We start from the raw sequence: 21,634 nt of genomic DNA, 5'->3' as shown, positions 1-21,634 counted from the left end.
TCGAGATGCCAGTCGTTTTTCCCAGCTGCGTCGTTTTCGTCAATCTTGGAGTGTTAACAACAATGGCAAAAATCGTCGACATCAAAGGTCGTGAAGTTCTCGACTCCCGTGGCAATCCCACCGTGGAAGCAGATGTGCTCCTCGACAACGGCATCATCGGCAGTGCGTGCGCGCCGTCCGGTGCTTCCACCGGCTCGCGTGAAGCGCTTGAGCTGCGTGATGGCGACAAGAGCCGTTACATGGGCAAGGGCGTTCTGAAGGCAGTGGCCAACATCAATGGCCCGATCCGCGATCTGCTGCTGGGCAAGGACCCGGTTGATCAGAAAGCGCTGGATCACGCGATGATCAAGCTGGACGGCACCGAAAACAAAGCCAGCCTGGGTGCGAACGCAATCCTGGCGGTGTCCCTGGCGGCTGCCAAGGCTGCGGCACAGGATCAAGACCTGCCGTTGTATGCGCACATTGCCAACCTGAACGGCACACCAGGTGTTTACTCGATGCCGGTCCCGATGATGAACATCATCAACGGTGGCGAGCACGCCGATAACAACATCGACATCCAGGAGTTCATGATTCAGCCAGTAGGCGCCAAGACCTTCTCCGAAGGCCTGCGCTGGGGCACCGAGATTTTCCATCACCTGAAAGCTGTTCTGAAGGCCCGTGGCCTGAACACCGCCGTAGGTGACGAAGGCGGTTTTGCACCGAACCTGAACTCCAACGCCGATGCACTCGACGCGATCGCCGAAGCGGTGGCCAAGGCCGGTTACAAGCTGGGCACCGACGTGACCCTGGCGCTGGACTGCGCAGCCAGCGAGTTCTACAAGAATGGCAAGTACACCCTGAGCGAAGAAGGCGAGTATGACTCTGCCGGTTTCGCCGATTACCTGGCTGATCTGGTCAGCAAACACCCGATCATCTCCATCGAAGACGGCCTTGACGAGTCTGACTGGGACGGCTGGAAAGTCCTGACTGACAAGATCGGTGACAAGATTCAGCTGGTGGGCGACGACCTGTTCGTGACCAACACCAAGATCCTGAAAGAAGGCATCGACAAGAAAATCGGTAACTCGATCCTGATCAAGTTCAACCAGATCGGCACCCTGACCGAAACCCTGGAAGCCATCCAGATGGCCAAGGCCGCCGGTTACACCGCAGTGATCTCCCACCGTTCCGGTGAAACCGAGGATTCGACCATTGCTGATCTGGCAGTGGGCACGGCCGCCGGTCAGATCAAGACCGGTTCTCTGAGCCGTTCCGACCGTATCGCCAAGTACAACCAACTGCTGCGTATCGAAGAGCAATTGGGTGCCAAAGCGGTTTACCGTGGTCGCGGTGAGTTTCGCGGCTGATTGCAAGATGGTAAAAAGGCAGCAGGCGCTGTAGGGCATTTCGCTGAATGCGATTTATCCTGACGCCCTGATCCATGAGCCCGGTGACCACCGGGCTCTTGGTCATTTGAAATGGTCGGTTTTGCTGTCTTTCTCCACCGGGTAACAGATATTCACAATGCGCAGTCCTAACTGGTTGTTCCTCGTTCTGCTCTTGCTGCTCGCCGGCTTGCAATACCGCCTATGGGTGGGCAATGGCAGCCTTGCGCAGGTGGCCAGTCTGACCCAGCAAATCGCCGATCAACATGCCGAGAACGACGCTTTGCTCGAGCGTAACCGGGTTCTGGACGCAGAGGTGCTGGAGCTGAAGAAAGGTCTGGAAACCGTTGAAGAGCGTGCCCGTCATGAACTGGGCATGGTCAAGGACGGCGAGACCCTTTATCAGTTGGCACAGTGACGTTGGTGTAATGACTCAATCCCTTCCTGCCTTCTGGGCAGTGATTCCCGCAGCGGGTGTCGGTGCCCGTATGGCGGCAGACCGTCCCAAGCAATACTTGCTACTGGGCGGCCTCACCATTCTTGAACACAGCCTGCTTTGTTTTCTCGATCACCCCCGACTCAAGGGGCTGGTGATCAGTCTGGCTGTGGACGATCCTTACTGGCCGACCTTGCCCTGTGCCCTGGATTCACGAATCCAGCAGGTCGCGGGTGGCAAGGAGCGTGCGGATTCGGTCCTCAACGCGTTGCTTCATTTACACGCCAATGGCGCGGACGACAATGACTGGGTGCTGGTGCACGATGCCGCGCGGCCGAATCTTGCGCGCTCGGACCTGGACAACCTGCTCAGCGAGCTGAAGGACGACCCGGTTGGCGGCTTGCTGGCAGTGCCTGCCAAAGACACCCTGAAACGCGCGGACGCCAACGGCCGGGTCACGGAAACCGTGGATCGCAGTCTGATCTGGCAAGCCTACACGCCGCAGATGTTCCGTCTTGGCGCGTTGCACCGGGCGCTGGCGGACAGTCTGGTGTCGAATGTCTCGATCACCGACGAAGCGTCGGCAATCGAATGGGCCGGCCAGTCGCCGCGCCTCATCGAGGGGCGGGCCGATAACATCAAGGTCACACGGCCGGAAGACCTTGAGTGGCTGCGCCAGCGGCGCGGCGAGTTCAATCGCTGATCAGACCTGTGTTGCTACGGGTTGTACGCGCAGACTCCTGTAGGAGCGCGGCTTGTCCCGCGATCGGCTGCGAAGCAGTCGTGAAACCAGGCGCATTGGCCGTACCAGATACACCGCGCGTACAGGGTTTACGACGACTTCGGTCGGGCGCGACCCCGGCGCGATCGCGGGGCAAGCCACGCTCCTACAGGGGGCGCGTAGCGCTTCATCGGTATTCCTCGCGCATCGCCAACCCCGCTTTCAGATAATCCACCAGCTTCCGGACCTTGGGCGATAAGTGCCTTTGTTGCGGGTACAGCGCCCACACCGCCGTATTCGGCGGCTGATGGGCATCGAGCAGCGACACCAGCGCGCCGCTTTTAAGGTGCTCAAGCACGTAGTAATCCGGCAACTGACACAACCCCACACCGAGCAGCGCCGCATCCAGCACCGCCTGTCCACTGTTACAGCGCCAGTTCCCGTGGACACGCTGGGAAAACTCCTTGCCGTTCTGTTGCAGCAACCAACTGTCGGAACTGCCTATCAAGCAGTTATGGCGGCTCAACTCCGACACGCTGTGCGGCCGGCCGTACCGTTCCAGGTAAGAAGGCGATGCGCACAGGTACATGCGGCGGGGGGCAAGGCGCGTGGCGACCAGTCTGGATTCCTGCAAGCGACCAAGGCGGATCGCCAGGTCCATGCCTTCATGCACCAGGTCCAAGGTGTTGTTGGTCAATTCGATGTCGACTCGCAGCTGCGGGTATTCATCCATGAAGCGCGTCACCAATGGCGCAATGAATCGTTCCCCGTAAGCGACCGCGCAGGTCATGCGCAGCAGGCCCTTGGGCTCGCTGGTCAGATCGCCCACTGCCCGTAACGCTTCTTCACGCCCATCCTGTAAACGCTGGCAATGATGCAAGAACGTCTGACCCGCTTCGGTCAGTGCGACCTTGCGCGTACTTCGGTACAGCAGGCGTGTCTGCAAACGTTCTTCCAGGCGCGCGATCTGTCGGCTGATGTGGGACGAAGAGACACCCAGCCGCTCGGCGGCGGCCGTGAACTGACCGCACTCTGCCACGGCGACGAACTCGTCCAGACCTTCCCAACGATTGGCGTACATCGATTATCCCTGTACAGCATTAATGTTTTGCTTTTGCATGGATTATTAATCAAACGGCACTGCTTTACACTCCGGGTTCGTTTTTACTTCGCTGGAGATCATGATGATCAAGTCACGTGCCGCCGTCGCCTTCGCGCCCAACCAACCGCTGCAGATCGTCGAAGTGGACGTTGAGGCGCCGAAAGCGGGTGAAGTGCTCATCCGCACCGTGGCGTCAGGTGTCTGCCATACCGATGCCTACACCCTGTCCGGTGCTGACTCCGAAGGTGTATTCCCGTGCATTCTGGGCCATGAAGGCGGCGGTATCGTCGAAGCCATCGGCGAAGGCGTGACTTCGCTGGCCGTCGGCGACCACGTGATCCCGCTGTACACCGCCGAATGCCGCGAGTGCAAATTCTGCAAATCCGGCAAGACCAACCTCTGCCAGAAAGTCCGCGCCACTCAGGGCAAAGGCCTGATGCCGGACGGCACCACCCGCTTCAGCTACAACGGTGAGCCGGTCTATCACTACATGGGCTGCTCGACGTTCTCCGAGTACACCGTGGTCCCGGAAATTTCCCTGGCCAAGATTCCTAAAGAAGCGCCGCTGGAGAAGGTCTGCCTGTTGGGGTGCGGTGTGACCACTGGCATCGGTGCGGTGTTGAACACCGCCAAGGTGGAAGAGGGCGCTACGGTCGCAATCTTCGGCCTGGGCGGCATCGGTCTGGCGGCGATCATCGGTGCGAAAATGGCCAAGGCCTCGCGGATCATTGCGATCGACATCAACCCCGCGAAATTCGATGTTGCCCGTGAATTGGGCGCGACCGATTTCATCAACCCGAAAGAGCACACCAAGCCTATTCAGGACGTCATCGTCGAATTGACCGATGGCGGCGTCGATTACAGCTTCGAATGCATCGGCAACGTGCAGCTGATGCGCGCAGCGTTGGAATGCTGCCACAAGGGCTGGGGCGAGTCGGTCATCATCGGCGTCGCACCGTCGGGTCAGGAAATTGCCACGCGTCCCTTCCAACTGGTGACCGGTCGCGTCTGGCGCGGGTCTGCGTTCGGCGGCGTCAAAGGCCGTACCGAGCTGCCAAGCTACGTCGAGAAGTCTCAGACGGGCGAAATCCCGCTGGACACCTTCATCACCCACACCATGGGCCTGGACAAGATCAACGAAGCGTTCGACCTGATGCATGAAGGCAAGAGCATCCGTTCGGTCATTCACTTCTAACAGCAGGCCCAGGCTGCAAGCCGTAACGTGCAAGCAAGAGCGCCGCGCGCTTTTGCCGGTTGAGGCTTGCAGCTTAAGGCGGGGAGTTCACGACGTTGAACCTTGAAAATCTTTCGTGCCAGAAAAGCTTCGGCGGCTGGCATAAACGCTATAAACATCACTCCGATGTGCTGGGCTGCGACATGGTGTTTGCAGTCTATCTGCCGCCTCAGGCAGAACAGGGCGTCAAGCTGCCGGTGGTTTACTGGCTCTCGGGCCTGACCTGCACCGACGAAAACTTCATGCAGAAGGCGGGTGCTCAACGCATGGCGGCCGAACTCGGGCTGATCATCGTTGCGCCGGACACCAGCCCGCGTGGCGCCGATGTGCCGGGCGATCCCGACAACGCCTACGACTTCGGTCTGGGCGCAGGCTTCTACCTCAACGCCACGCAGCAGCCGTGGGCTCGCCACTACCGCATGTACGATTACGTGGTCAGTGAGCTTCCGGCGTTGATCGAAGCGCATTTCCCGGCCTCGGACAAGCGCAGCATCAGCGGCCATTCGATGGGTGGGCACGGCGCGCTGGTCTGTGCGTTGCGCAATCCGGGGCGCTACCAGTCGGTGTCTGCGTTCTCGCCGATCAGCAACCCGATGGATTGCCCGTGGGGCCAGAAAGCCTTCTCGCGCTATCTGGGCGAAGACCGCTCACGCTGGCGCGAATGGGACGCCAGTGTGCTGATCGCTGAAGCGCGGGAGCGTCTGCCGTTGCTGGTGGATCAGGGGGATCGTGACGATTTCCTCGCCCATCAACTCAAGCCCGAATCGCTGGTTCAAGCGGCGAAAGCCGCGGGTCATCCGCTGGAGTTGCGCATGCAGCCTGGCTATGACCACAGCTATTACTTCATCGCAAGCTTCATCGAAGACCATCTGCGCCATCACGCAGCGGCCTTGGCGGGCTGATGCCAGGGCACTCAATCGCAACCCGGTAACGTGCAATTGAGTGCCATCAGGCCCTAATGTCCGACAAAGTAGGTAGAATCACGCCCTGACTTTTTCAGGGCGTTTTTTTATGCGTATTGGCCACGGCTACGATGTGCACCGTTTCGCTGAGGGCGACTTCATTACCTTGGGTGGGGTGCGTATCGCGCACACGTTTGGGCTGCTCGCCCATTCTGATGGCGATGTCCTGCTGCACGCGTTGAGCGACGCCTTGCTGGGCGCTGCAGCGCTCGGTGACATCGGCAAACATTTTCCCGACACCGACCCGCAATTCAAGGGCGCGGACAGTCGCGTCCTTCTGCGTCATGTTCTGAAACAGGTGCAGGCCAAAGGCTGGAAGGTCGGTAACGTCGACGCCACCATCGTTGCCCAGGCCCCTAAAATGGCACCCCACATCGACACCATGCGCGCATTGATTGCCCAAGACCTGCAAGTCGACCTCGATCAGGTCAACGTCAAAGCCACCACCACCGAGAAGCTGGGGTTTACCGGTCGTGAAGAAGGCATCGCGGTTCATGCCGTTGCGCTGTTGATCGCCGCATGACCGAATTCGAACTTCTGGGCCCCCGAGCCTATGGCGATGCGTTGGGCACCGCAGTGCTCAAAGCGACGGCCGAGGACTTCCAGGTGGATGAGGTGCTGGACATTCCGCTATCTGGCGACGGCGAGCACCTGTGGCTGTGGGTTGAAAAACGCGGTTTGAACACAGAAGAAGCGGCGCGCCGGCTGGCCAAGGCGGCCGGCGTTCCCCTGCGCACGGTCAGTTACGCCGGTTTGAAGGACCGTCAGGCGCTTACCCGGCAGTGGTTCAGCATTCAATTGCCGGGCAAGGCTGATCCGCAGATGTCGGCAGCCGAGAACGACACCCTCAGGATTCTCGACAGCAAGCGGCACAAACGCAAGTTGCAGCGCGGCGCGCATGCTGCCAATGGCTTTACGTTGCGTCTGACGCAGTTGCAGGCTGAGAAGGCTGAACTGGATGCGCGCCTTGAAGCGATCAAGCTCGGCGGGATTCCCAATTATTTCGGCGCCCAGCGTTTCGGTCATGAGGGTGGGAACGTCGGCGAGGCGCGGCATTACGCCGAGCGTCAGGCTCTGCCGGAACAGCGCAATGTGCGTTCGCGCCTGCTTTCTACGGCGCGCAGCTATCTGTTCAATCGTGTATTGGCCGAGCGGGTTGCCAACGGCAGTTGGGACACGGCGCAAGTAGGCGATTTGCTGGCATTCACCGACAGCCGCAGCTTTTTCCCGGCGGGCGAGGCCGAGTGCAGTGATCCGCGTCTGGCGATTCTCGATCTGCACCCGACCGGGCCGCAGTGGGGCGAGGGCGATTCGCCTGCGGGCGGTGCCACGGCAGCGCTCGAAAACAAGGTCGCTCAAAACGAGTCGTCGCTCTGTAACTGGTTGATAAAAGCGGGAATGGAACACGAACGTCGCATCCTGCGACTGCCCATCGGGCGGTTGACGTGGCATTATCCCGAGCCTGACATTCTGCAACTGGAATTCGTCCTGCCGGCCGGATGCTTCGCCACCGCATTGGTGCGCGAACTCGTCGATCTGGCGCCTGCGGGACAGACGGACAGCTCATGCGTATTCTGATTTCAAATGATGATGGGGTCTCGGCACCCGGCCTGGCTGCGCTCTATGGAGCGCTGGCGGGCTATGCCGAGTGCGCAGTCATCGCGCCCGATCAAGACAAGAGCGGCGCCAGCAGTTCCTTGACGCTAGACCGGCCATTGCACCCCCATCTGCTCGACAACGGCTTTATCAGCCTGAACGGCACGCCCACCGATTGCGTCCATTTGGGGCTGAACGGCCTGCTGGAGCAGGAACCCGACATGGTGGTCTCCGGTATCAATCTGGGCGCCAACCTGGGTGATGACGTGCTGTATTCCGGCACCGTCGCTGCAGCGCTGGAAGGGCGGTTCCTGCAACGCCCGTCGTTCGCTTTTTCATTTCTGTCCCGTCAGGTCGATAACCTGGCAACGGCCGCGCATTTCGCCCGGCTCCTGGTCGAGGCCCACGAGCGACTCGATCTTCCACCGCGTACCGTATTGAATGTGAACATTCCGAATTTGCCGCTGGAACACGTCCGCGGCATCCAGCTGACCCGCCTGGGGCATAGGACACGCGCTGCTGCGCCTGTTCGGGTGGTCGATCCCCGTGGCAAGGCCGGCTACTGGATTGCGGCGGCCGGCGATGCCGAAGACGGTGGTCCGGGCACGGATTTTCACGCCGTGATGCAGGGGTACGTGTCGATTACGCCGTTACAGCTGGATCGGACCTATCAGGACGGTTTCAACAGCCTGAACGCATGGCTGGAGGGAATGGCCTGATGTCGCGTGAGCAAGATGATCTGTTACGTCGTGGCGTGGGAATGACTTCCCAGCGCACGCGTGAGCGGCTGATTCAGCGGTTGTACGAGGAAGGCATCAGCAACACGCACGTGCTGGACGTCATCCGCAAGACGCCTCGGCACCTGTTCGTCGACGAGGCACTGGCCCATCGTGCGTACGAAGACACCGCGTTGCCGATTGGCAACAACCAGACCATTTCCCAGCCTTACATGGTCGCTCGCATGAGCGAGTTGTTGCTGGCGGCCGGGCCGCTGGACAAAGTGCTGGAGATCGGCACCGGGTCCGGTTATCAGACGGCTGTGCTGGCGCAGCTGGTGGAGCGGGTGTTTTCCGTCGAGCGGATCAAGGTGCTCCAGGACCGAGCCAAGGAACGCCTGGTGGAGCTCAACCTGCGCAACATGGTGTTTCGCTGGGGTGATGGCTGGGAGGGCTGGCCGGCGCTGGCACCTTACAACGGCATCATTGTCACGGCGGTCGCGACTGACGTGCCGCAGGCGCTGCTGGACCAGTTGGCCCCGGGAGGGCGTCTGGTGATTCCGGTGGGGGCGGGTGAGGTGCAGCAGTTGATGCTGATCATCCGTGAAGAACACGGCTTCTCGCGTCACGTGCTTGGAGCGGTGCGGTTCGTGCCTTTGCTCAATGGGCCGCTGGCGTAACCACTGTTTTGCAGCTGCAATGAATTCCGTGAGGCGCAGCCTGTCTACAGGCTGGCGATTTGCGATGAGGGCCTTACCCACTCGCTGAGTGTCGTCATGAACACATTTGTAACTACTTTTTTCATGGCTGTCCGTCATCACCGCGACACAATGGGCAGCTTTAATTCAGTCACCAGTAAAGGGAGTGGCGGGTGAGTCTCACAGTCATTCGGCAGCGTACGTCTTCAACAAGCTTTCCACGTCTGGTGATTGGCATTGCCCTGAGTGTCCTTCTGGTTGGCTGCTCCAGCGCGCCGTCGGGCGGGGTGCGCGTTGTTGATCGCAACAATGGCAAGCCTGCAGCACCGACCCGTCAACCGGTGACCACGGGCCAGTACGTCGTCAAGCGTGGCGACACGCTTTTCTCGATCGCATTCCGTTACGGTTGGGACTGGAAGGCGCTCGCCGCCCGTAACAATATCCCGGAGCCCTACACGATCCACGTCGGTCAGGCGATTCGCTTCGACGGGCGTTCAAATTCAACATCCTCGGTCGTGGCGGTTGCACCTGTCGTTGTTCCTCAAACGGGGAGCGGTGGCGCCACCAGTAGCACGACAACCAATTCCAGTTCGCCTTCCGGCTCGCTAAAAACCACCGTTATTACACGGCCTGTCGGCTCAACTTCAGGTAGTGCGACAACCCCTGGCACTACCCCGATAACAACGCCGGTCAACACGCCTGTTGTGACAGGGGCGCGTTCAGCCAGCGGTTGGGGATGGCCAACGAGCGGTGTTTTAATCAGTAAATTTTCTTCAAACGGTAGTTTGAATAAAGGAATTGATATCGCCGGAGATTTGGGACAGCCTGTTTTGGCCGCGTCTGATGGTTCAGTGGTCTACGCCGGGAGTGGTTTAAGGGGCTACGGCGAGTTAGTCATCATCAAACACAGCGATACCTACGTCAGTGCTTACGGTCACAACCGTAGGCTGCTGGTTCGGGAGGGGCAACAGGTCAAGGCAGGGCAGACAATTGCCGAGATGGGTTCCACGGGGACTGACCGGGTGAAACTGCATTTTGAGATTCGCCGTCAGGGTAAGCCTGTTGATCCGCTGGAATTTTTGCCACGTCGTTGATCAGTTACCAGCCTGTTCCTGCCGTAGAGGGGACAGGCTCAAGTGTTGCCAAGGAAGAAGGCGTCACTGGAGCTTGAGGTCGAACTCACCAAAGGACTATAACAATGGCTCTCAACAAAGAAGTGCCGGAGTTTGACATAGACGACGAAGTTCTCCTTATGGAGCACGGGATCGTCCTGGATTCTGCAGCGGATGAGAAGCCAGCTACACCTTCTGTTCGTGCGAAGACCAAAAACTCCACAGCACTCAAGCAGCACAAGTACATCGACTACACGCGGGCGCTGGACGCCACGCAGCTGTATCTCAATGAAATCGGTTTTTCTCCTTTATTGTCCCCGGAAGAAGAGGTCCACTTTGCGCGTCTGTCGCAGAGCGGTGATCCGGCCGGACGCAAACGCATGATTGAGAGCAATCTTCGTCTGGTGGTGAAAATCGCCCGACGCTACGTCAATCGTGGTCTGTCATTGCTGGACCTGATCGAAGAGGGCAACCTTGGCCTCATTCGAGCGGTCGAAAAATTCGATCCGGAGCGCGGTTTCCGGTTCTCTACCTACGCGACATGGTGGATTCGTCAGACCATTGAACGCGCGATCATGAATCAGACGCGGACCATCCGCCTGCCCATTCATGTGGTCAAGGAGCTCAACGTCTACCTGCGCGCCGCACGTGAGTTGACTCAAAAGCTCGATCACGAGCCTTCCCCTGAAGAGATCGCCAACCTGCTCGAGAAGCCGGTCGGTGAGGTCAAGCGCATGCTCGGTCTCAACGAACGTGTGTCTTCGGTGGATGTTTCTTTGGGGCCTGATTCCGACAAAACCCTTCTCGACACGCTGACGGACGATCGCCCGACTGACCCGTGCGAACTGCTGCAGGACGACGACCTGTCGCAGAGTATCGATCAGTGGCTTTCGGAACTTACCGACAAGCAACGCGAGGTGGTGGTACGCCGCTTCGGCTTGCGCGGGCACGAGAGCAGCACGCTGGAAGATGTAGGGCTCGAAATTGGTCTGACCCGCGAGCGAGTGAGGCAGATTCAGGTCGAAGGCCTCAAACGTCTGCGCGAGATCCTGGAGAAGAACGGCCTTTCAAGTGAGTCATTGTTCCAGTAACGGTGCTCTCTGATTGCGCTGCTAGATAGCACATTAGCATCAACTAAAAACCCCGACGTGTCGGGGTTTTTTTATGCGACCGGTTCGAGTCCTCCCCATGAATAAACGATGAACTTCGCCTCCGATATGTCACGCTTTATATGAGTGATGCTCGTCGGCTGATATAACTTTCGTTGTAAGAAGCTTCGTACACGAGATGTCAGTTATTTCGCCAAATATCGGAGGCATAACTCCCGGTTGACAGAGCGAATATAGTCATGTTTTTGATTTTACAAGGGTTAATATTTTTAATTCGAACAGCCGTGTAGTGTTTTGAAAACTCAGGGGTGTTGCTCTCGCCGCTCAAATCACTAAGATCAGAACTGTGCCGAGGGATTGGCACAGGCGGTCAAGGAAGACAGCCGAAAGGACATCGCAGGATGCGATTCATCAGGATGATGAAAAAGGATTAAAGGGATTACGGAAAAAATGTGGGCGGGTCAAACCGCCCCTTTTTTTTGCCTGCTGAAAAGTGGGGCGATGGCGTTGCGATCCCGGCAATGCAAAAAGGCCCCGAGGGGCCTTTTGCAGAGTCCGGCTTGAGCTTAACGCTCCAGGTCGGCGATCTTGCCAGTCTTGCCGTCCCACTCTTCAGCATCCGGCAGCGCTTCTTTGCGCTCGGTGATGTTGGGCCAGACTTCTGCCAGCTCGGCGTTCAGCTCGATGAAGTTCTCCATGCCGGACGGAACCTCGTCTTCCGAGAAAATCGCGTTGGCGGGGCATTCAGGCTCGCACAGTGCGCAGTCGATGCACTCATCCGGGTGAATCACCAGGAAGTTCGGGCCTTCGTAGAAGCAGTCCACCGGACAGACTTCTACACAGTCGGTGTACTTGCACTTGATGCAGTTGTCGGTGACGACGAAGGTCATTTCTAATTCTCTCCTCAGGCGGCGGCAGCAGAGCCCTTCACGGCAGGGTTGCTCGGTTGGGAACGTTCCCGGGCCATTCAGAACGCAGTCAGCTCGCCTCATGCCGACAGGCGTGAGCGCGAAGCTTTGGTTCGCTGTGTTCGAACGCGGCTCGGATCTCTTACGGCCCGGCTACAAGCCGTACCATTCCCAAACCGCGCGGGATTCTAACAGCTTGTTGCAAATACCGTTAGATCCGGTTTTGCAGTCCATATAACCATTCGATAGCTTGGCGCGGCGTCATGTCGTCGATTTTCAGCTTCGACAGTTCCTCGAGCACCGGGTGCGGCAGCGTCGCGAACATGTCGGCCTGCTGCGGCGCTGGCGCCTTGCCGGGCTTTGGCTTGGGCTGTTCATGGGGCAGGCTGGTGGTTTCGAGGCGCTGCAAGTGCTCCTTGGCACGACTGATCACCTTGCCTGGAACGCCCGCCAGTTGGGCCACGGCCAGACCGTAGCTCTGACTGGCAGGGCCGGGCAGCACGCGGTGCAGGAACACGATACGTTCGTTGTGCTCCGTGGCATTGAGGTGAACGTTGGCCACCAGCGGTTCGCTTTCCGGTAGCACCGTCAGTTCGAAATAGTGGGTGGCAAACAGCGTGTAGGCGCGCAGCTGGGCGAGACATTCTGCCGCAGCCCAGGCCAGCGAAAGTCCGTCAAACGTGCTGGTGCCGCGGCCCACTTCATCCATCAGCACCAGGCTTTTGTCTGTGGCGTTGTGCAGGATGTTCGCGGTTTCGCTCATCTCGACCATGAACGTGGACCGTCCTCCCGCCAGATCGTCGCTGGAGCCGATACGGGTAAAGATGCGGTCAACCAACGAAAGCTCGCAACTGGCCGCGGGAACAAAGCTGCCAATGTGAGCCAGCAAGACGATCAACGCGGTCTGGCGCATGTAGGTGGATTTACCGCCCATGTTAGGACCGGTGATGACCAGCATGCGGGTGTTGTCGTTCAGGTCCAGATCGTTGGCCACGAAGGGCGAAGACAAGACTTGCTCGACCACCGGGTGACGACCTTGCTCGATGCGCATGCACGGCTCATCGGTGAAACGCGGTCGGTTCAAGTCAAGGTTCAGCGCACGCTCGGCGAGGTTGCTCAGCACGTCCAGTTCGGCAAGCGCTGCAGCGGTGTCCTGCAGCGGTGCCAGATGACCGATCAGGTCTTCAAGCAACCTTTCGTAGAGCATTTTTTCGCGAGCCAGTGCGCGGCTCTTGGCCGACAGCGCCTTGTCTTCGAATTCCTTCAGCTCCGGGGTGATGAAGCGCTCAGCACCCTTGAGCGTCTGGCGACGGATATAGTCGGCAGGCGCCTGTTCGGCCTGTTTGCTCGGCAGCTCGATGAAGTAGCCATGCACGCGGTTGTAACCGACCTTGAGGTTGGCAAGTCCGGTGCGCGCCTTTTCACGTGCTTCCAGATCGATCAGGAACTGGCCAGCGTTCTCGCTCAGTGACAGCAGCTCGTCGAGCTCGGCGTCATAGCCGGTTTTCAACACGCCGCCATCGCGGATCACGGCGGGCGGGTTATCGATAATGGCCCGTTGCAGCAGATCGGCCAGCTCCGGGTAAGTGCTGGTGGTCTGGGCCAGTTGCTGAATGTGCGGTGCTTCAAGGTCGGCCAGAGCCTGTTGCAGTTCCGGCAGCGCGCCAAGGGCGTCACGCAGACGCGCGAGATCACGAGGACGCGCATTACGCAGGCCGATGCGCGCGAGAATCCGTTCGATATCGCCAATTTCTTTCAACTGCGGCTGCAGGTTCTCGAAGCGATAGCGCTCAAGGAAGCAACCGATCGATTCCTGACGCGCCTGCAACACCTTCAAATCGCGCAACGGCCGATTCAGCCAACGCGTCAGCAGGCGCGTAGCCATGGCGGTCTGGCAGCGGTCCATGACCGATTGCAGCGTATTGTCGCGACCGCCAGCCAGGTTGGTGTCCAGCTCCAGGTTGCGGCGGCTGGCACCGTCCAGGATGACCGTGTCATCCATGCGTTCGTGACGCAGGCTACGCAAGTGTGGCAACGCCGTGCGCTGGGTTTCCTTGGCATAACCCAGCAGGCAACCCGCCGCGCCGATGGCGAGGGTCAGGGTCTCGCAGCCAAAGCCTTTCAGGTCTTGAGTCGAGAATTGCTGGCAGAGGCTCTTGTGCGCCGAGTCGCGCTCGAAATCCCAAGGGGCACGGCGACGCGCGCCTCGGCGTTTCTCGGCGGGCAGCCCTTGTGGCCAGTCGTCGGGAATCAACAGCTCAACCGGGTTGATGCGTTCAAGCTCGGCGAGCAGGTTTTCCCAGCCCTTGATTTCCTGAACGGTGAAGTTACCGCTGGTGATGTCCAGAACCGCAAGCCCGAACAGGCGCTCATCACCCAGCACCGCAGCAATCAGGTTGTCGCGACGCTCGTCGAGCAACGCCTCGTCACTCACGGTGCCCGGCGTGATGATGCGCACGACCTGGCGGTCGACGGGGCCTTTGCTGGTCGCCGGATCACCGATCTGTTCGCAGATCACCACGGACTCGCCCAGCTTCACCAGTTTGGCGAGATACCCTTCTGCCGCGTGATACGGGATGCCGCACATGGGAATGCTTTGCCCGGCCGACTGCCCACGGGCGGTCAGCGTGATGTCGAGCAGCTTGGCTGCCTTTTTGGCGTCTTCGTAGAAGATCTCGTAGAAGTCACCCATGCGATAGAACATCAACTGGTCTGGATGCTGATTTTTCAGCTTCCAGTACTGTTGCATCATTGGGGTGTGCGAAGAGAGGTCGGAAATTGCTTTATTCATCAGTTATTTAGGCAAATTCGTTGGGAGATTGAGGCAAATGAGGAGCGTCGCGTGGGACTCCACCTACGTGGGTCGACGTCAGATCCGATTGCTTTTTCGATGGGCGCAAGGTTACCACGCACGTTCGCAGGCCGCAGGTTCGGGTTATTCGTTGCCTCTCGTTTCCGAAGCGACACGAGGCGCTCCGGGCTGTCTAGGCTGTCGAGGCTGCTGTCCGATTCCGGGCAGGCATTTCGAAAAAGGACTTTGTGTATGCGACGTAAACGCGGAAGGGATTCCACCAATGGACGTTTTATCACCCTTGAGGAAGCGCGTCGGCGGCCTCGGGAAACCATCATCGAAACCGTGAGGAAACGATGCCCCGAAAAACAGGAGCGCACTTAGGTGACGGGAGCACGCGTGGCCGGGTTTTCAGTCACGCGTCTTCTTGCGCATGAGCAGGGCTCGTGTAGCGTGTGTCCATGGTGTGATCGATAGAGGAGCGTTTCGTGGACGACATCACTCAACTGGCTGCCACACTGGGCCATCGCTTGCTGGAGTCAGGTGCCCAGGTCAGCACCGCTGAATCCTGTACCGGCGGCGGAATCGCTGAAGCGATCACGCGTATCCCCGGCAGTTCGGCCTGGTTCGAGGCGGGATACGTCACGTATTCCAACCGCCAGAAGACGCAACAACTGAACGTGCCTGAAGTGTTGTTCAGTCAGGTGGGCGCGGTCAGCCGGGAAGTGGTCGAGGCCATGGCCCAAGGTGCTCGACTCAACAGCGCCGCGCAATTTTCGGTTGCGGTCAGCGGTGTTGCGGGCCCGGACGGAGGTTCTGCGGACAAGCCGGTGGGCACCGTCTGGATTTGCTGGGGCGCTGCGCAAGGGTTGATTGCGCAGCGCTTTCAGTTTGCCGGCGACCGCGATGCCGTGCGCCGACAAACGGTGAAGGCCGCGCTAGAGGGGCTGATTCAGCTCAGTCGCGGAGAAATACCAAATCAGGGGTAGGCGCGCGCCTAGCCCTGTGGAATAATACTGTCTACTTATACAGTTATATCGGCCATCAGGCCTAACCGATTACGAGAGGACTTCAATGGACGACAACAAGAAGAAAGCCTTGGCTGCGGCCTTGGGTCAGATCGAGCGTCAATTCGGCAAAGGCGCCGTGATGCGCATGGGTGACCATGACCGCCAGGCTATTCCTGCTATCTCCACCGGCTCGCTCGGTCTCGATATCGCGCTGGGTATCGGCGGCCTGCCAAAAGGCCGGATCGTTGAAATCTACGGTCCTGAGTCTTCCGGTAAAACCACGATGACCCTGTCGGTCATCGCTGAAGCACAAAAGATGGGCGCGACCTGTGCGTTCGTTGACGCCGAGCACGCACTCGACCCAGAGTACGCTGGCAAACTGGGCGTCAATGTCGACGACCTGCTGGTTTCGCAGCCAGACACCGGTGAGCAAGCGCTGGAAATCACCGACATGCTGGTGCGTTCCAACGCGATTGACGTCATCGTTGTCGACTCCGTTGCCGCGTTGGTGCCAAAGGCTGAAATCGAAGGCGAAATGGGCGACATGCACGTCGGCCTGCAAGCACGTCTGATGTCTCAGGCGCTGCGTAAGATCACCGGTAACATCAAGAACGCCAACTGCCTGGTCATCTTCATTAACCAGATCCGTATGAAAATCGGTGTGATGTTCGGCAGCCCGGAAACCACCACCGGTGGTAACGCGCTGAAGTTCTACGCCTCGGTTCGTCTGGACATCCGTCGTACCGGCGCGGTGAAAGAAGGCGACGAAGTGGTGGGCAGCGAAACCCGCGTCAAAGTCGTGAAGAACAAGGTAGCGCCTCCGTTCCGTCAGGCTGAATTCCAGATCCTGTACGGCAAGGGCATCTACCGTAATGGCGAGATCATCGACCTGGGCGTGCTTCACGGTCTGCTGGAGAAATCCGGTGCCTGGTACAGCTACCAAGGCAGCAAGATCGGCCAGGGCAAGGCCAACTCGGCCAAGTTCCTGCAGGACAACCCGGAAATCGGCGCGACCCTGGAGAAACAGATTCGCGAGAAGCTGTTGACCGCCGCTCCTGATGTCAAAGCCCAGTCGTCCCGGGTGGCCGAAGACGACATGGCTGCAGTCGAAGCTGACGCCGATCTCTGATTGTCGTCGTCATGCCGGTAGTGCTTGATACGCTCGTCGCCGTACGGCGTACCGCAATGGACCTGCTCGCACGTCGCGAGCACGGTCGAGTCGAGCTGACGCGTAAACTGCGTCAGCGCGGCGCCCCGCCTGAAATGATTGAAGCCGCCCTCGACCGGTTGACGGAAGAGGGTCTGCTTTCAGAATCCCGTTACCTCGAAAGCTTCGTGTCCTACCGTGCCCGGTCTGGCTACGGCCCTTTGCGCATTCGTGAAGAGCTGGGTCAACGAGGTCTGCAACGTTCGGATATCGAGCAGGCGCTGCGGGAATGCGGCGTCGACTGGCGAGAAAAGCTGGAAGAATCCTGGCAGCGAAAGTTCGCCGGACAGTTGCCCAGAGACGCCCGGGAGCGCGGCCAGCAGATGCGCTTTTTGAGCTATCGCGGGTATCCGCCGGAGCTCATCAGCCGCTTGTTAAGCGGGAAGGGCGGCGACGACTATTAGTCGCCGCGCCCATCTAAAGCCTGTTAACAGCTTTTCAGTCATGTCGCCTGCATTGGCTCTCGTCCGCGCGACGGTCTTGTCTGCGCAGGGTTTGCCCAGTTCTCGCTCTGATTAATGAAATCTACCAGCATGCGCAGTCGCCCGTGGTTGCGCCCGTTGAAGGTGAACGCCAGCCGGGTGAGGTGGCTGAACTGTTCTTCGTCATGCTCTTGTTGATACCCGTGCTGATGGAAATCATCGCTCAAACGCAGGTCGGCGAACGCCTGCTGCATATGGGCCAAGGCTTTCTCGCTCAGTGCGTGGTGCATGCGAATGACGAAGGTGTTTTTCAGCCAGCGGCTTGAATGAAAGTTGCTGTAGAACTGGTTGATCTCTTCGACCGCCTCGTCGGCGCTGTACACCAGTTTCAGCAGGTTCATGTCGGTGGGCAGGATATAGCGGTTGACCTCCAGCTCGTTTTTGATAAACGTCAGTGCGCCTTCCCAGAACGTGCCGCCAGGTGCGTCCAGCAACACGATCGGTACCAGTGGGCTTTTGCCCGTCTGAATCAGGGTCAAGACCTCCAGCGCTTCGTCCAGTGTGCCGAAGCCGCCGGGGCAGAGCACCAGCGCGTCGGCTTCTTTGACGAAGAACAGCTTTCGGGTGAAGAAAAAGTGGAACGGCAGCAGATTGCCGGTGCCATCCACGGTGGCGTTCGCGTGTTGCTCGAAGGGCAGGGTAATGTTGAACCCAAGGCTGTAATCCAGTCCCGCGCCTTCGTGGGCGGCAGCCATGATGCCGCCGCCGGCCCCGGTAATGACCATCAGATCAGACGCGGCGAGTTTCTTGCCCAGTTCCCGCGCCAACGCGTACATCGGATGCTCGACGGGGGTACGCGCGGAGCCGAACACCGTCACTTTACGACGGCCTCGGAATTGTTCGAGTACGCGAAAGGCATTATCCAGTTCGCGCAGTGCCTGGAGGGTGATCTTGGCGTTCCAGCGATTGCGGTCGTCCTGGGCCATGCGCAGGACGGTCAGTATCATGTCCCTGTACAGCGGAAGATTAGGGCTGTTGGGAGCGACCAGGTTCAACTGTTCTTCGACCTTGGCGGTGAGGTCGACGCCGTTGCTCTGGAAGTGACGAGACAACACATCATTGGGTACGTAAGGCATTCAGACTTTCTCCTTCTGCAGAATCATCGATCCTGACTGTCTCGACAGGATCACGACGCCTCATGCGTCGCTGCTGATAGCCCACCTCTGGCGAGGGTCAAGTACGGGATGGCGTCGCGTGGCGCCACACTGATTCTGTCTATGTCCTTGGGTTGAAAAGAAAAACGTTGAGATTGGCGACAGTGGAAAGGCAACCCCCTTTTGCCTGTAAAACGTGACCGAGACAAGACTGTCCGGGTAAAACCAATGGTTTGATGATGTGCCCGAAACATCGATGCTGGCAACGACTCTTTGTGCGGACAGCTGAATGTGTTTCCCGCTCGTCGGCGGGTGCGGTCAGCTCTTTTGCGTCTGATTTACTGAATGACAGGGCAGGTTAAATGCCTTTGCAACCTGGATAGCGCCGCCGCTGGCATCACTTGCAAATGCGTCGGCCGGAAGTCATCGAGGTTTGCCCGCGCAGGCACAGCGCGTGGACGAGCCAAGGAGGGATGAAATGGAAATCATCAGGCTGGAAGTCGATCAGGATCTGTTCCGCTCACTCAGCGAGGCGGCACGGTGTAACCATTCGACGCTGGAGCAGGAATGCGTGAAGCGCCTGAGGCAGAACGGCAGGCGTTCTTATTATCTGCAGGCCCTTGTGGCTGAACTGCGCGCCGAGGATCAGCAGCGGCGCGCGGCGCACTAGAGAGGGGAGTTACTTCTTCTTGGCAGGTGGTTTCGCGGCGCAATCGGCGGCAGTGATCTGCTGAGTCGTGATCGCGCGATTGGTTTTGTATTCCGTGAACTCGTAGCGCAGGATTGCGCCCTTGGCCATCAGTTGGCGGTAACCGGGGTTGCGGCATACGCTCGTGCCTAACTGACGCCCGACCAGCTCAGGGTTCTCGCGCATCTGCTGGGCTTGACCCGCCTGGACGCTCAGGTGGTCGATGAGGATGTTTCCCTGGACGGTGTAGCCTTGGTCAAGGATGTCTTCGCTGATCGCATTGGGCTTTCCGACGTTGCTTTTCGCCGCGACTTGTTCCAGCTCTTTGTTCAGTTCGTAATCCTGTTTGGACGCCGCGTTGGCGCACAGCGGAGCGATGAGCAAAAGCGTGAGAGCGGGGGCAATGAGGCGCAGCATTGGATTCTCCTGGGGCAGTGAACGAGGTTGGACCGGTGACATCCACGTGCGTTCACTCGTGACATAAGGCTTTCAAGGCCGGCCAGTATAGGTGAGTCGCATCGACGGACACCAGTGAACCGGGCGCCTCTGATAGACTGCGCCGACTTTTTTCCTGCCGGATATTCTTCGTGTCACTGCCTTCCTGCCGTCCAGCGCCGCGCTGCGGGTGCGTGAGCTCATGAGCCACGCAGTCTCGCGTTTGCGCGCCGAGCGATTGGCCCGCAGCACCAAGCCGTTCATTGCTCGCGGCTCGCGGGCGCCTCGGTGCCCTGGCTGTCGTGTCATCGAAAGTTATTGCCTGTGTGCCTGGAAGCCCTCGGTCAACGCCTCATCGGCCGTGTGCCTGTTGATGTACGACACCGAGCCCCTGAAACCCACCAACACCGGTTGGTTGATCGCCGACGTGATCAAGGACACCGAGGCATTTACCTGGTCGCGAACCGAGGTGGATGAAAAGCTGCCCGCGCTGCTGAACGATCCACAGTGGCAGCCCTATATCGTGTTTCCGGGGGAGTTCGTCGCGGCCGAGCGGGTGGTGACAGAGGTGAGCGTTGCGCCGGGTAAGCGGCCGCTGTTCATACTGCTCGATGCGACGTGGCCTGAAGCCCGCAAGATGTTTCGCAAAAGCCCATATCTGGATCATCTGCCGGTGCTGAGCCTGGCGCCGGAGCAGATGTCGCGTTACCGCTTGCGCCGTTCGAAGCGCGACGATCATTTCTGCACAGCAGAAGTGGCGGCCCTCTGCCTGGAGCTGGCGGACGACCAACAGGCGGCAGGTGTGCTGGATGCTTACCTGGATGTGTTCAGCGCTCATTACCTCGGGGCGAAGTTTCAGCGGTCCATCGATCCGGACGACGCCCCGCACAGCCACCTGAAAGCATTCATTCAAAAGGCCGTCCCGACCTGATGTCGCCCGGCGTATTCAAGGTGAACGTGGCCCCGTCGCAACCTCGGAGAAGCCGACCCGACCTGAGGAATGACTCAATGGGCGACGTCAGCTCTCCTTGGCCACAACTGTGCCAACAGCATCCCCGCCAACATCAGTGCGCAGCCCGCATAGCCGCGTAATTGCAGTGCTTCGCCCAGTAGCCAGGCACCGGCAATGGCGGCAAAGACGGCCTCAAGGGACAGGATGATCGCGGCGTGGGACGCGATGGCGTGCTTCTGCGCGACCACTTGCAACGTATAACCGATTCCCACGGCGACCACGCCGCCATACACCAGGGCGGGGCCCGCCGCGAATATGGCGTCCATTGCGATGGGTTCAAACACCAAGGCCAGGACCAGGCTGACCACCGAGCACGTCACGAACTGAAGAAACGCCAGGCGAATCGGGTCGTGGCGGCTCGCGAACACCCCGACCAGAATCACATGGCCGCCCCAGACGAACGCGCCCATCAATTGCAGCCAATCTCCGGAGGCGACATGGAAGTTGTCGCCTACGCTCAGCAAGAACATTCCGATGACGGCCAACAGGCAGCCCAGCCATGTGCCGATGCCGGTTTTATGGCCCAGGAACAGGCCCAGCAGCGGAACTACAATCACGTAAAGACCGGTGATGAAGCCTGCGTTGGTGACACTGGTGAACAGCAGGCCGACCTGTTGCAGGTTGATGCCCAGCGCCAATGCGAGGCCCATGACAATGCCGCCTTGCAGCAGGCCGCGGGTCAGTAATGGCTCGGGAGCGGGCCCCGTCGCAGGACGGCGTAACACCCATGGCAGCAGGCTAAGGGAACCCAATGCGAAGCGCAGCCCGGAATACAGATAAGGACCAATGTGGTCCATGCCGGCTGTTTGCGCGACGAAACCGGTGCCCCAGATCAGCGCGGTCAAGAGCATGAGCAGATCCGCTCGCAGGGCGTGTTTTTGCATGATGGCACTCGGAAGAATCGGGGGCGCAGACTGTGCCGCAAACCACCGAACTTGACCACCCTGAGTTCGC

The 21,634-nt window shown here is 59.3% G+C and carries 22 protein-coding genes; 16 read left to right on the top strand and 6 right to left on the bottom strand.

Features of this window, described 5'->3' with window-relative positions; genetic code table 11:
- Positions 1-62 precede the first annotated feature (62 nt).
- From eno to ispD, 3 genes are all read left to right on the top strand, one after another.
- Positions 63-1,349, top strand: a complete 1,287-nt coding sequence (gene eno / locus BLS87_RS12055; protein ID WP_074752717.1) for a phosphopyruvate hydratase — start codon at positions 63-65, stop codon at positions 1,347-1,349.
- A gap of 157 nt (positions 1,350-1,506) precedes the next feature.
- Positions 1,507-1,785, top strand: a complete 279-nt coding sequence (ftsB, locus tag BLS87_RS12050) for a cell division protein FtsB (RefSeq protein ID WP_074752716.1) — start codon at positions 1,507-1,509, stop codon at positions 1,783-1,785.
- A 10-nt stretch (positions 1,786-1,795) separates the two neighbouring features.
- Positions 1,796-2,506 (top strand): 2-C-methyl-D-erythritol 4-phosphate cytidylyltransferase, encoded by a 711-nt coding sequence (gene ispD / locus BLS87_RS12045; protein ID WP_074752715.1) that lies wholly within the window; start codon positions 1,796-1,798, stop codon positions 2,504-2,506.
- 205 nt (positions 2,507-2,711) lie between these two features.
- Here ispD and BLS87_RS12040 read toward each other — a convergent pair whose 3' ends face one another.
- Positions 2,712-3,605, bottom strand: a complete 894-nt coding sequence (locus BLS87_RS12040; protein WP_074752714.1) for a LysR substrate-binding domain-containing protein — start codon at positions 3,603-3,605, stop codon at positions 2,712-2,714.
- A 103-nt stretch (positions 3,606-3,708) separates the two neighbouring features.
- Here BLS87_RS12040 and BLS87_RS12035 point away from each other — a divergent pair, with 103 nt between their 5' ends.
- The 8 genes from BLS87_RS12035 (at position 3,709) to rpoS (ending at position 11,035) form a co-directional block, all read left to right on the top strand.
- Positions 3,709-4,821 carry an S-(hydroxymethyl)glutathione dehydrogenase/class III alcohol dehydrogenase gene (locus BLS87_RS12035; protein ID WP_074752713.1) on the top strand — a complete coding sequence of 371 codons (1,113 nt, stop codon included), beginning with the start codon at positions 3,709-3,711 and terminating at the stop codon, positions 4,819-4,821.
- 95 nt (positions 4,822-4,916) lie between these two features.
- Positions 4,917-5,762 (top strand): S-formylglutathione hydrolase, encoded by an 846-nt coding sequence (fghA, locus tag BLS87_RS12030; protein WP_074752712.1) that lies wholly within the window; start codon positions 4,917-4,919, stop codon positions 5,760-5,762.
- A 109-nt stretch (positions 5,763-5,871) separates the two neighbouring features.
- Positions 5,872-6,345 carry a 2-C-methyl-D-erythritol 2,4-cyclodiphosphate synthase gene (gene ispF, locus BLS87_RS12025; RefSeq protein ID WP_074752711.1) on the top strand — a complete coding sequence of 158 codons (474 nt, stop codon included), beginning with the start codon at positions 5,872-5,874 and terminating at the stop codon, positions 6,343-6,345.
- On the top strand, positions 6,342-7,400 hold the full coding sequence (gene truD, locus BLS87_RS12020; RefSeq protein ID WP_074752710.1) for a tRNA pseudouridine(13) synthase TruD: 1,059 nt from the start codon (positions 6,342-6,344) through the stop codon (positions 7,398-7,400). Before ispF ends, truD begins: the two co-directional genes overlap by 4 nt.
- On the top strand, positions 7,388-8,137 hold the full coding sequence (surE, locus tag BLS87_RS12015; RefSeq protein WP_074752709.1) for a 5'/3'-nucleotidase SurE: 750 nt from the start codon (positions 7,388-7,390) through the stop codon (positions 8,135-8,137). Before truD ends, surE begins: the two co-directional genes overlap by 13 nt.
- 41 nt (positions 8,138-8,178) lie before the next feature.
- On the top strand, positions 8,179-8,814 hold the full coding sequence (locus BLS87_RS12010) for a protein-L-isoaspartate(D-aspartate) O-methyltransferase (protein WP_208605160.1): 636 nt from the start codon (positions 8,179-8,181) through the stop codon (positions 8,812-8,814).
- A 191-nt stretch (positions 8,815-9,005) separates the two neighbouring features.
- Complete coding sequence (locus tag BLS87_RS12005) at positions 9,006-9,926, top strand: peptidoglycan DD-metalloendopeptidase family protein (protein ID WP_074752707.1); 921 nt, start codon at positions 9,006-9,008, stop codon at positions 9,924-9,926.
- Positions 9,927-10,030: 104 nt separating this feature from the next.
- Positions 10,031-11,035 (top strand): RNA polymerase sigma factor RpoS, encoded by a 1,005-nt coding sequence (rpoS, locus tag BLS87_RS12000; RefSeq protein WP_074752706.1) that lies wholly within the window; start codon positions 10,031-10,033, stop codon positions 11,033-11,035.
- Between the two features lie 584 nt (positions 11,036-11,619).
- On the opposite strand, the gene fdxA is transcribed toward rpoS, so the two are convergent.
- Together fdxA and mutS are read right to left on the bottom strand one after the other, a co-directional pair.
- Positions 11,620-11,943 carry a ferredoxin FdxA gene (gene fdxA, locus BLS87_RS11995; RefSeq protein WP_074752705.1) on the bottom strand — a complete coding sequence of 108 codons (324 nt, stop codon included), beginning with the start codon at positions 11,941-11,943 and terminating at the stop codon, positions 11,620-11,622.
- A gap of 229 nt (positions 11,944-12,172) precedes the next feature.
- Positions 12,173-14,740 (bottom strand): DNA mismatch repair protein MutS, encoded by a 2,568-nt coding sequence (gene mutS / locus BLS87_RS11990; RefSeq protein ID WP_167362057.1) that lies wholly within the window; start codon positions 14,738-14,740, stop codon positions 12,173-12,175.
- A 500-nt stretch (positions 14,741-15,240) separates the two neighbouring features.
- Here mutS and BLS87_RS11985 point away from each other — a divergent pair, with 500 nt between their 5' ends.
- From BLS87_RS11985 to recX, 3 genes are all read left to right on the top strand, one after another.
- Complete coding sequence (locus BLS87_RS11985; protein ID WP_482211657.1) at positions 15,241-15,741, top strand: CinA family protein; 501 nt, start codon at positions 15,241-15,243, stop codon at positions 15,739-15,741.
- Positions 15,742-15,826: 85 nt separating this feature from the next.
- Entirely contained in the window at positions 15,827-16,891 is a 1,065-nt protein-coding gene (gene recA / locus BLS87_RS11980; RefSeq protein ID WP_074752702.1) for a recombinase RecA, read from the top strand.
- Positions 16,892-16,902: 11 nt separating this feature from the next.
- On the top strand, positions 16,903-17,373 hold the full coding sequence (gene recX / locus BLS87_RS11975) for a recombination regulator RecX (RefSeq protein WP_074752701.1): 471 nt from the start codon (positions 16,903-16,905) through the stop codon (positions 17,371-17,373).
- A gap of 38 nt (positions 17,374-17,411) precedes the next feature.
- Here the strand turns inward: recX and BLS87_RS11970 are convergent, their stop codons facing one another.
- On the bottom strand, positions 17,412-18,527 hold the full coding sequence (locus BLS87_RS11970) for an LOG family protein (RefSeq protein WP_074752700.1): 1,116 nt from the start codon (positions 18,525-18,527) through the stop codon (positions 17,412-17,414).
- 496 nt (positions 18,528-19,023) lie between these two features.
- Between BLS87_RS11970 and BLS87_RS11965 the strand changes: the two genes are divergently transcribed.
- The gene (locus BLS87_RS11965) at positions 19,024-19,215 is read left to right on the top strand and encodes a hypothetical protein (protein WP_074752699.1); all 192 of its coding nucleotides are present in this window, start codon (positions 19,024-19,026) and stop codon (positions 19,213-19,215) included.
- 9 nt (positions 19,216-19,224) lie between these two features.
- Here the strand turns inward: BLS87_RS11965 and BLS87_RS11960 are convergent, their stop codons facing one another.
- The gene (locus tag BLS87_RS11960; RefSeq protein ID WP_074752698.1) at positions 19,225-19,650 is read right to left on the bottom strand and encodes a PA3611 family quorum-sensing-regulated virulence factor; all 426 of its coding nucleotides are present in this window, start codon (positions 19,648-19,650) and stop codon (positions 19,225-19,227) included.
- Positions 19,651-19,870: 220 nt separating this feature from the next.
- On the opposite strand from BLS87_RS11960, the gene BLS87_RS11955 reads away from it, so the two are divergent.
- The gene (locus tag BLS87_RS11955; protein WP_074752697.1) at positions 19,871-20,599 is read left to right on the top strand and encodes a tRNA-uridine aminocarboxypropyltransferase; all 729 of its coding nucleotides are present in this window, start codon (positions 19,871-19,873) and stop codon (positions 20,597-20,599) included.
- 74 nt (positions 20,600-20,673) lie between these two features.
- On the opposite strand, the gene BLS87_RS11950 is transcribed toward BLS87_RS11955, so the two are convergent.
- The gene (locus BLS87_RS11950) at positions 20,674-21,564 is read right to left on the bottom strand and encodes a DMT family transporter (protein WP_074752696.1); all 891 of its coding nucleotides are present in this window, start codon (positions 21,562-21,564) and stop codon (positions 20,674-20,676) included.
- Positions 21,565-21,634: the final 70 nt, after the last annotated feature.

The sequence above is a fragment of the Pseudomonas abietaniphila genome (genome assembly GCF_900100795.1).
In the GTDB taxonomy this organism is placed as follows: domain Bacteria; phylum Pseudomonadota; class Gammaproteobacteria; order Pseudomonadales; family Pseudomonadaceae; genus Aquipseudomonas; species Aquipseudomonas abietaniphila.
This window is presented reverse-complemented; position numbering and strand designations above follow the sequence as displayed.

What these genes read in the sequence shown, in the direction of transcription:
- eno (WP_074752717.1), top strand. Translation starts at nt 63, where the DNA reads ATGGCAAAAATCGTCGACATCAAAGGTCGTGAAGTTCTCGACTCCCGT.
- ftsB (WP_074752716.1), top strand. Translation starts at nt 1,507, where the DNA reads ATGCGCAGTCCTAACTGGTTGTTCCTCGTTCTGCTCTTGCTGCTCGCC.
- ispD (WP_074752715.1), top strand. Translation starts at nt 1,796, where the DNA reads ATGACTCAATCCCTTCCTGCCTTCTGGGCAGTGATTCCCGCAGCGGGT.
- BLS87_RS12040 (WP_074752714.1), bottom strand. Translation starts at nt 3,605, where the DNA reads ATGTACGCCAATCGTTGGGAAGGTCTGGACGAGTTCGTCGCCGTGGCA.
- BLS87_RS12035 (WP_074752713.1), top strand. Translation starts at nt 3,709, where the DNA reads ATGATCAAGTCACGTGCCGCCGTCGCCTTCGCGCCCAACCAACCGCTG.
- ispF (WP_074752711.1), top strand. Translation starts at nt 5,872, where the DNA reads ATGCGTATTGGCCACGGCTACGATGTGCACCGTTTCGCTGAGGGCGAC.
- truD (WP_074752710.1), top strand. Translation starts at nt 6,342, where the DNA reads ATGACCGAATTCGAACTTCTGGGCCCCCGAGCCTATGGCGATGCGTTG.
- surE (WP_074752709.1), top strand. Translation starts at nt 7,388, where the DNA reads ATGCGTATTCTGATTTCAAATGATGATGGGGTCTCGGCACCCGGCCTG.
- BLS87_RS12010 (WP_208605160.1), top strand. Translation starts at nt 8,179, where the DNA reads ATGACTTCCCAGCGCACGCGTGAGCGGCTGATTCAGCGGTTGTACGAG.
- rpoS (WP_074752706.1), top strand. Translation starts at nt 10,031, where the DNA reads ATGGCTCTCAACAAAGAAGTGCCGGAGTTTGACATAGACGACGAAGTT.
- fdxA (WP_074752705.1), bottom strand. Translation starts at nt 11,943, where the DNA reads ATGACCTTCGTCGTCACCGACAACTGCATCAAGTGCAAGTACACCGAC.
- recA (WP_074752702.1), top strand. Translation starts at nt 15,827, where the DNA reads ATGGACGACAACAAGAAGAAAGCCTTGGCTGCGGCCTTGGGTCAGATC.
- recX (WP_074752701.1), top strand. Translation starts at nt 16,903, where the DNA reads ATGCCGGTAGTGCTTGATACGCTCGTCGCCGTACGGCGTACCGCAATG.
- BLS87_RS11970 (WP_074752700.1), bottom strand. Translation starts at nt 18,527, where the DNA reads ATGCCTTACGTACCCAATGATGTGTTGTCTCGTCACTTCCAGAGCAAC.
- BLS87_RS11965 (WP_074752699.1), top strand. Translation starts at nt 19,024, where the DNA reads ATGGAAATCATCAGGCTGGAAGTCGATCAGGATCTGTTCCGCTCACTC.
- BLS87_RS11960 (WP_074752698.1), bottom strand. Translation starts at nt 19,650, where the DNA reads ATGCTGCGCCTCATTGCCCCCGCTCTCACGCTTTTGCTCATCGCTCCG.
- BLS87_RS11955 (WP_074752697.1), top strand. Translation starts at nt 19,871, where the DNA reads ATGAGCCACGCAGTCTCGCGTTTGCGCGCCGAGCGATTGGCCCGCAGC.
- BLS87_RS11950 (WP_074752696.1), bottom strand. Translation starts at nt 21,564, where the DNA reads ATGCAAAAACACGCCCTGCGAGCGGATCTGCTCATGCTCTTGACCGCG.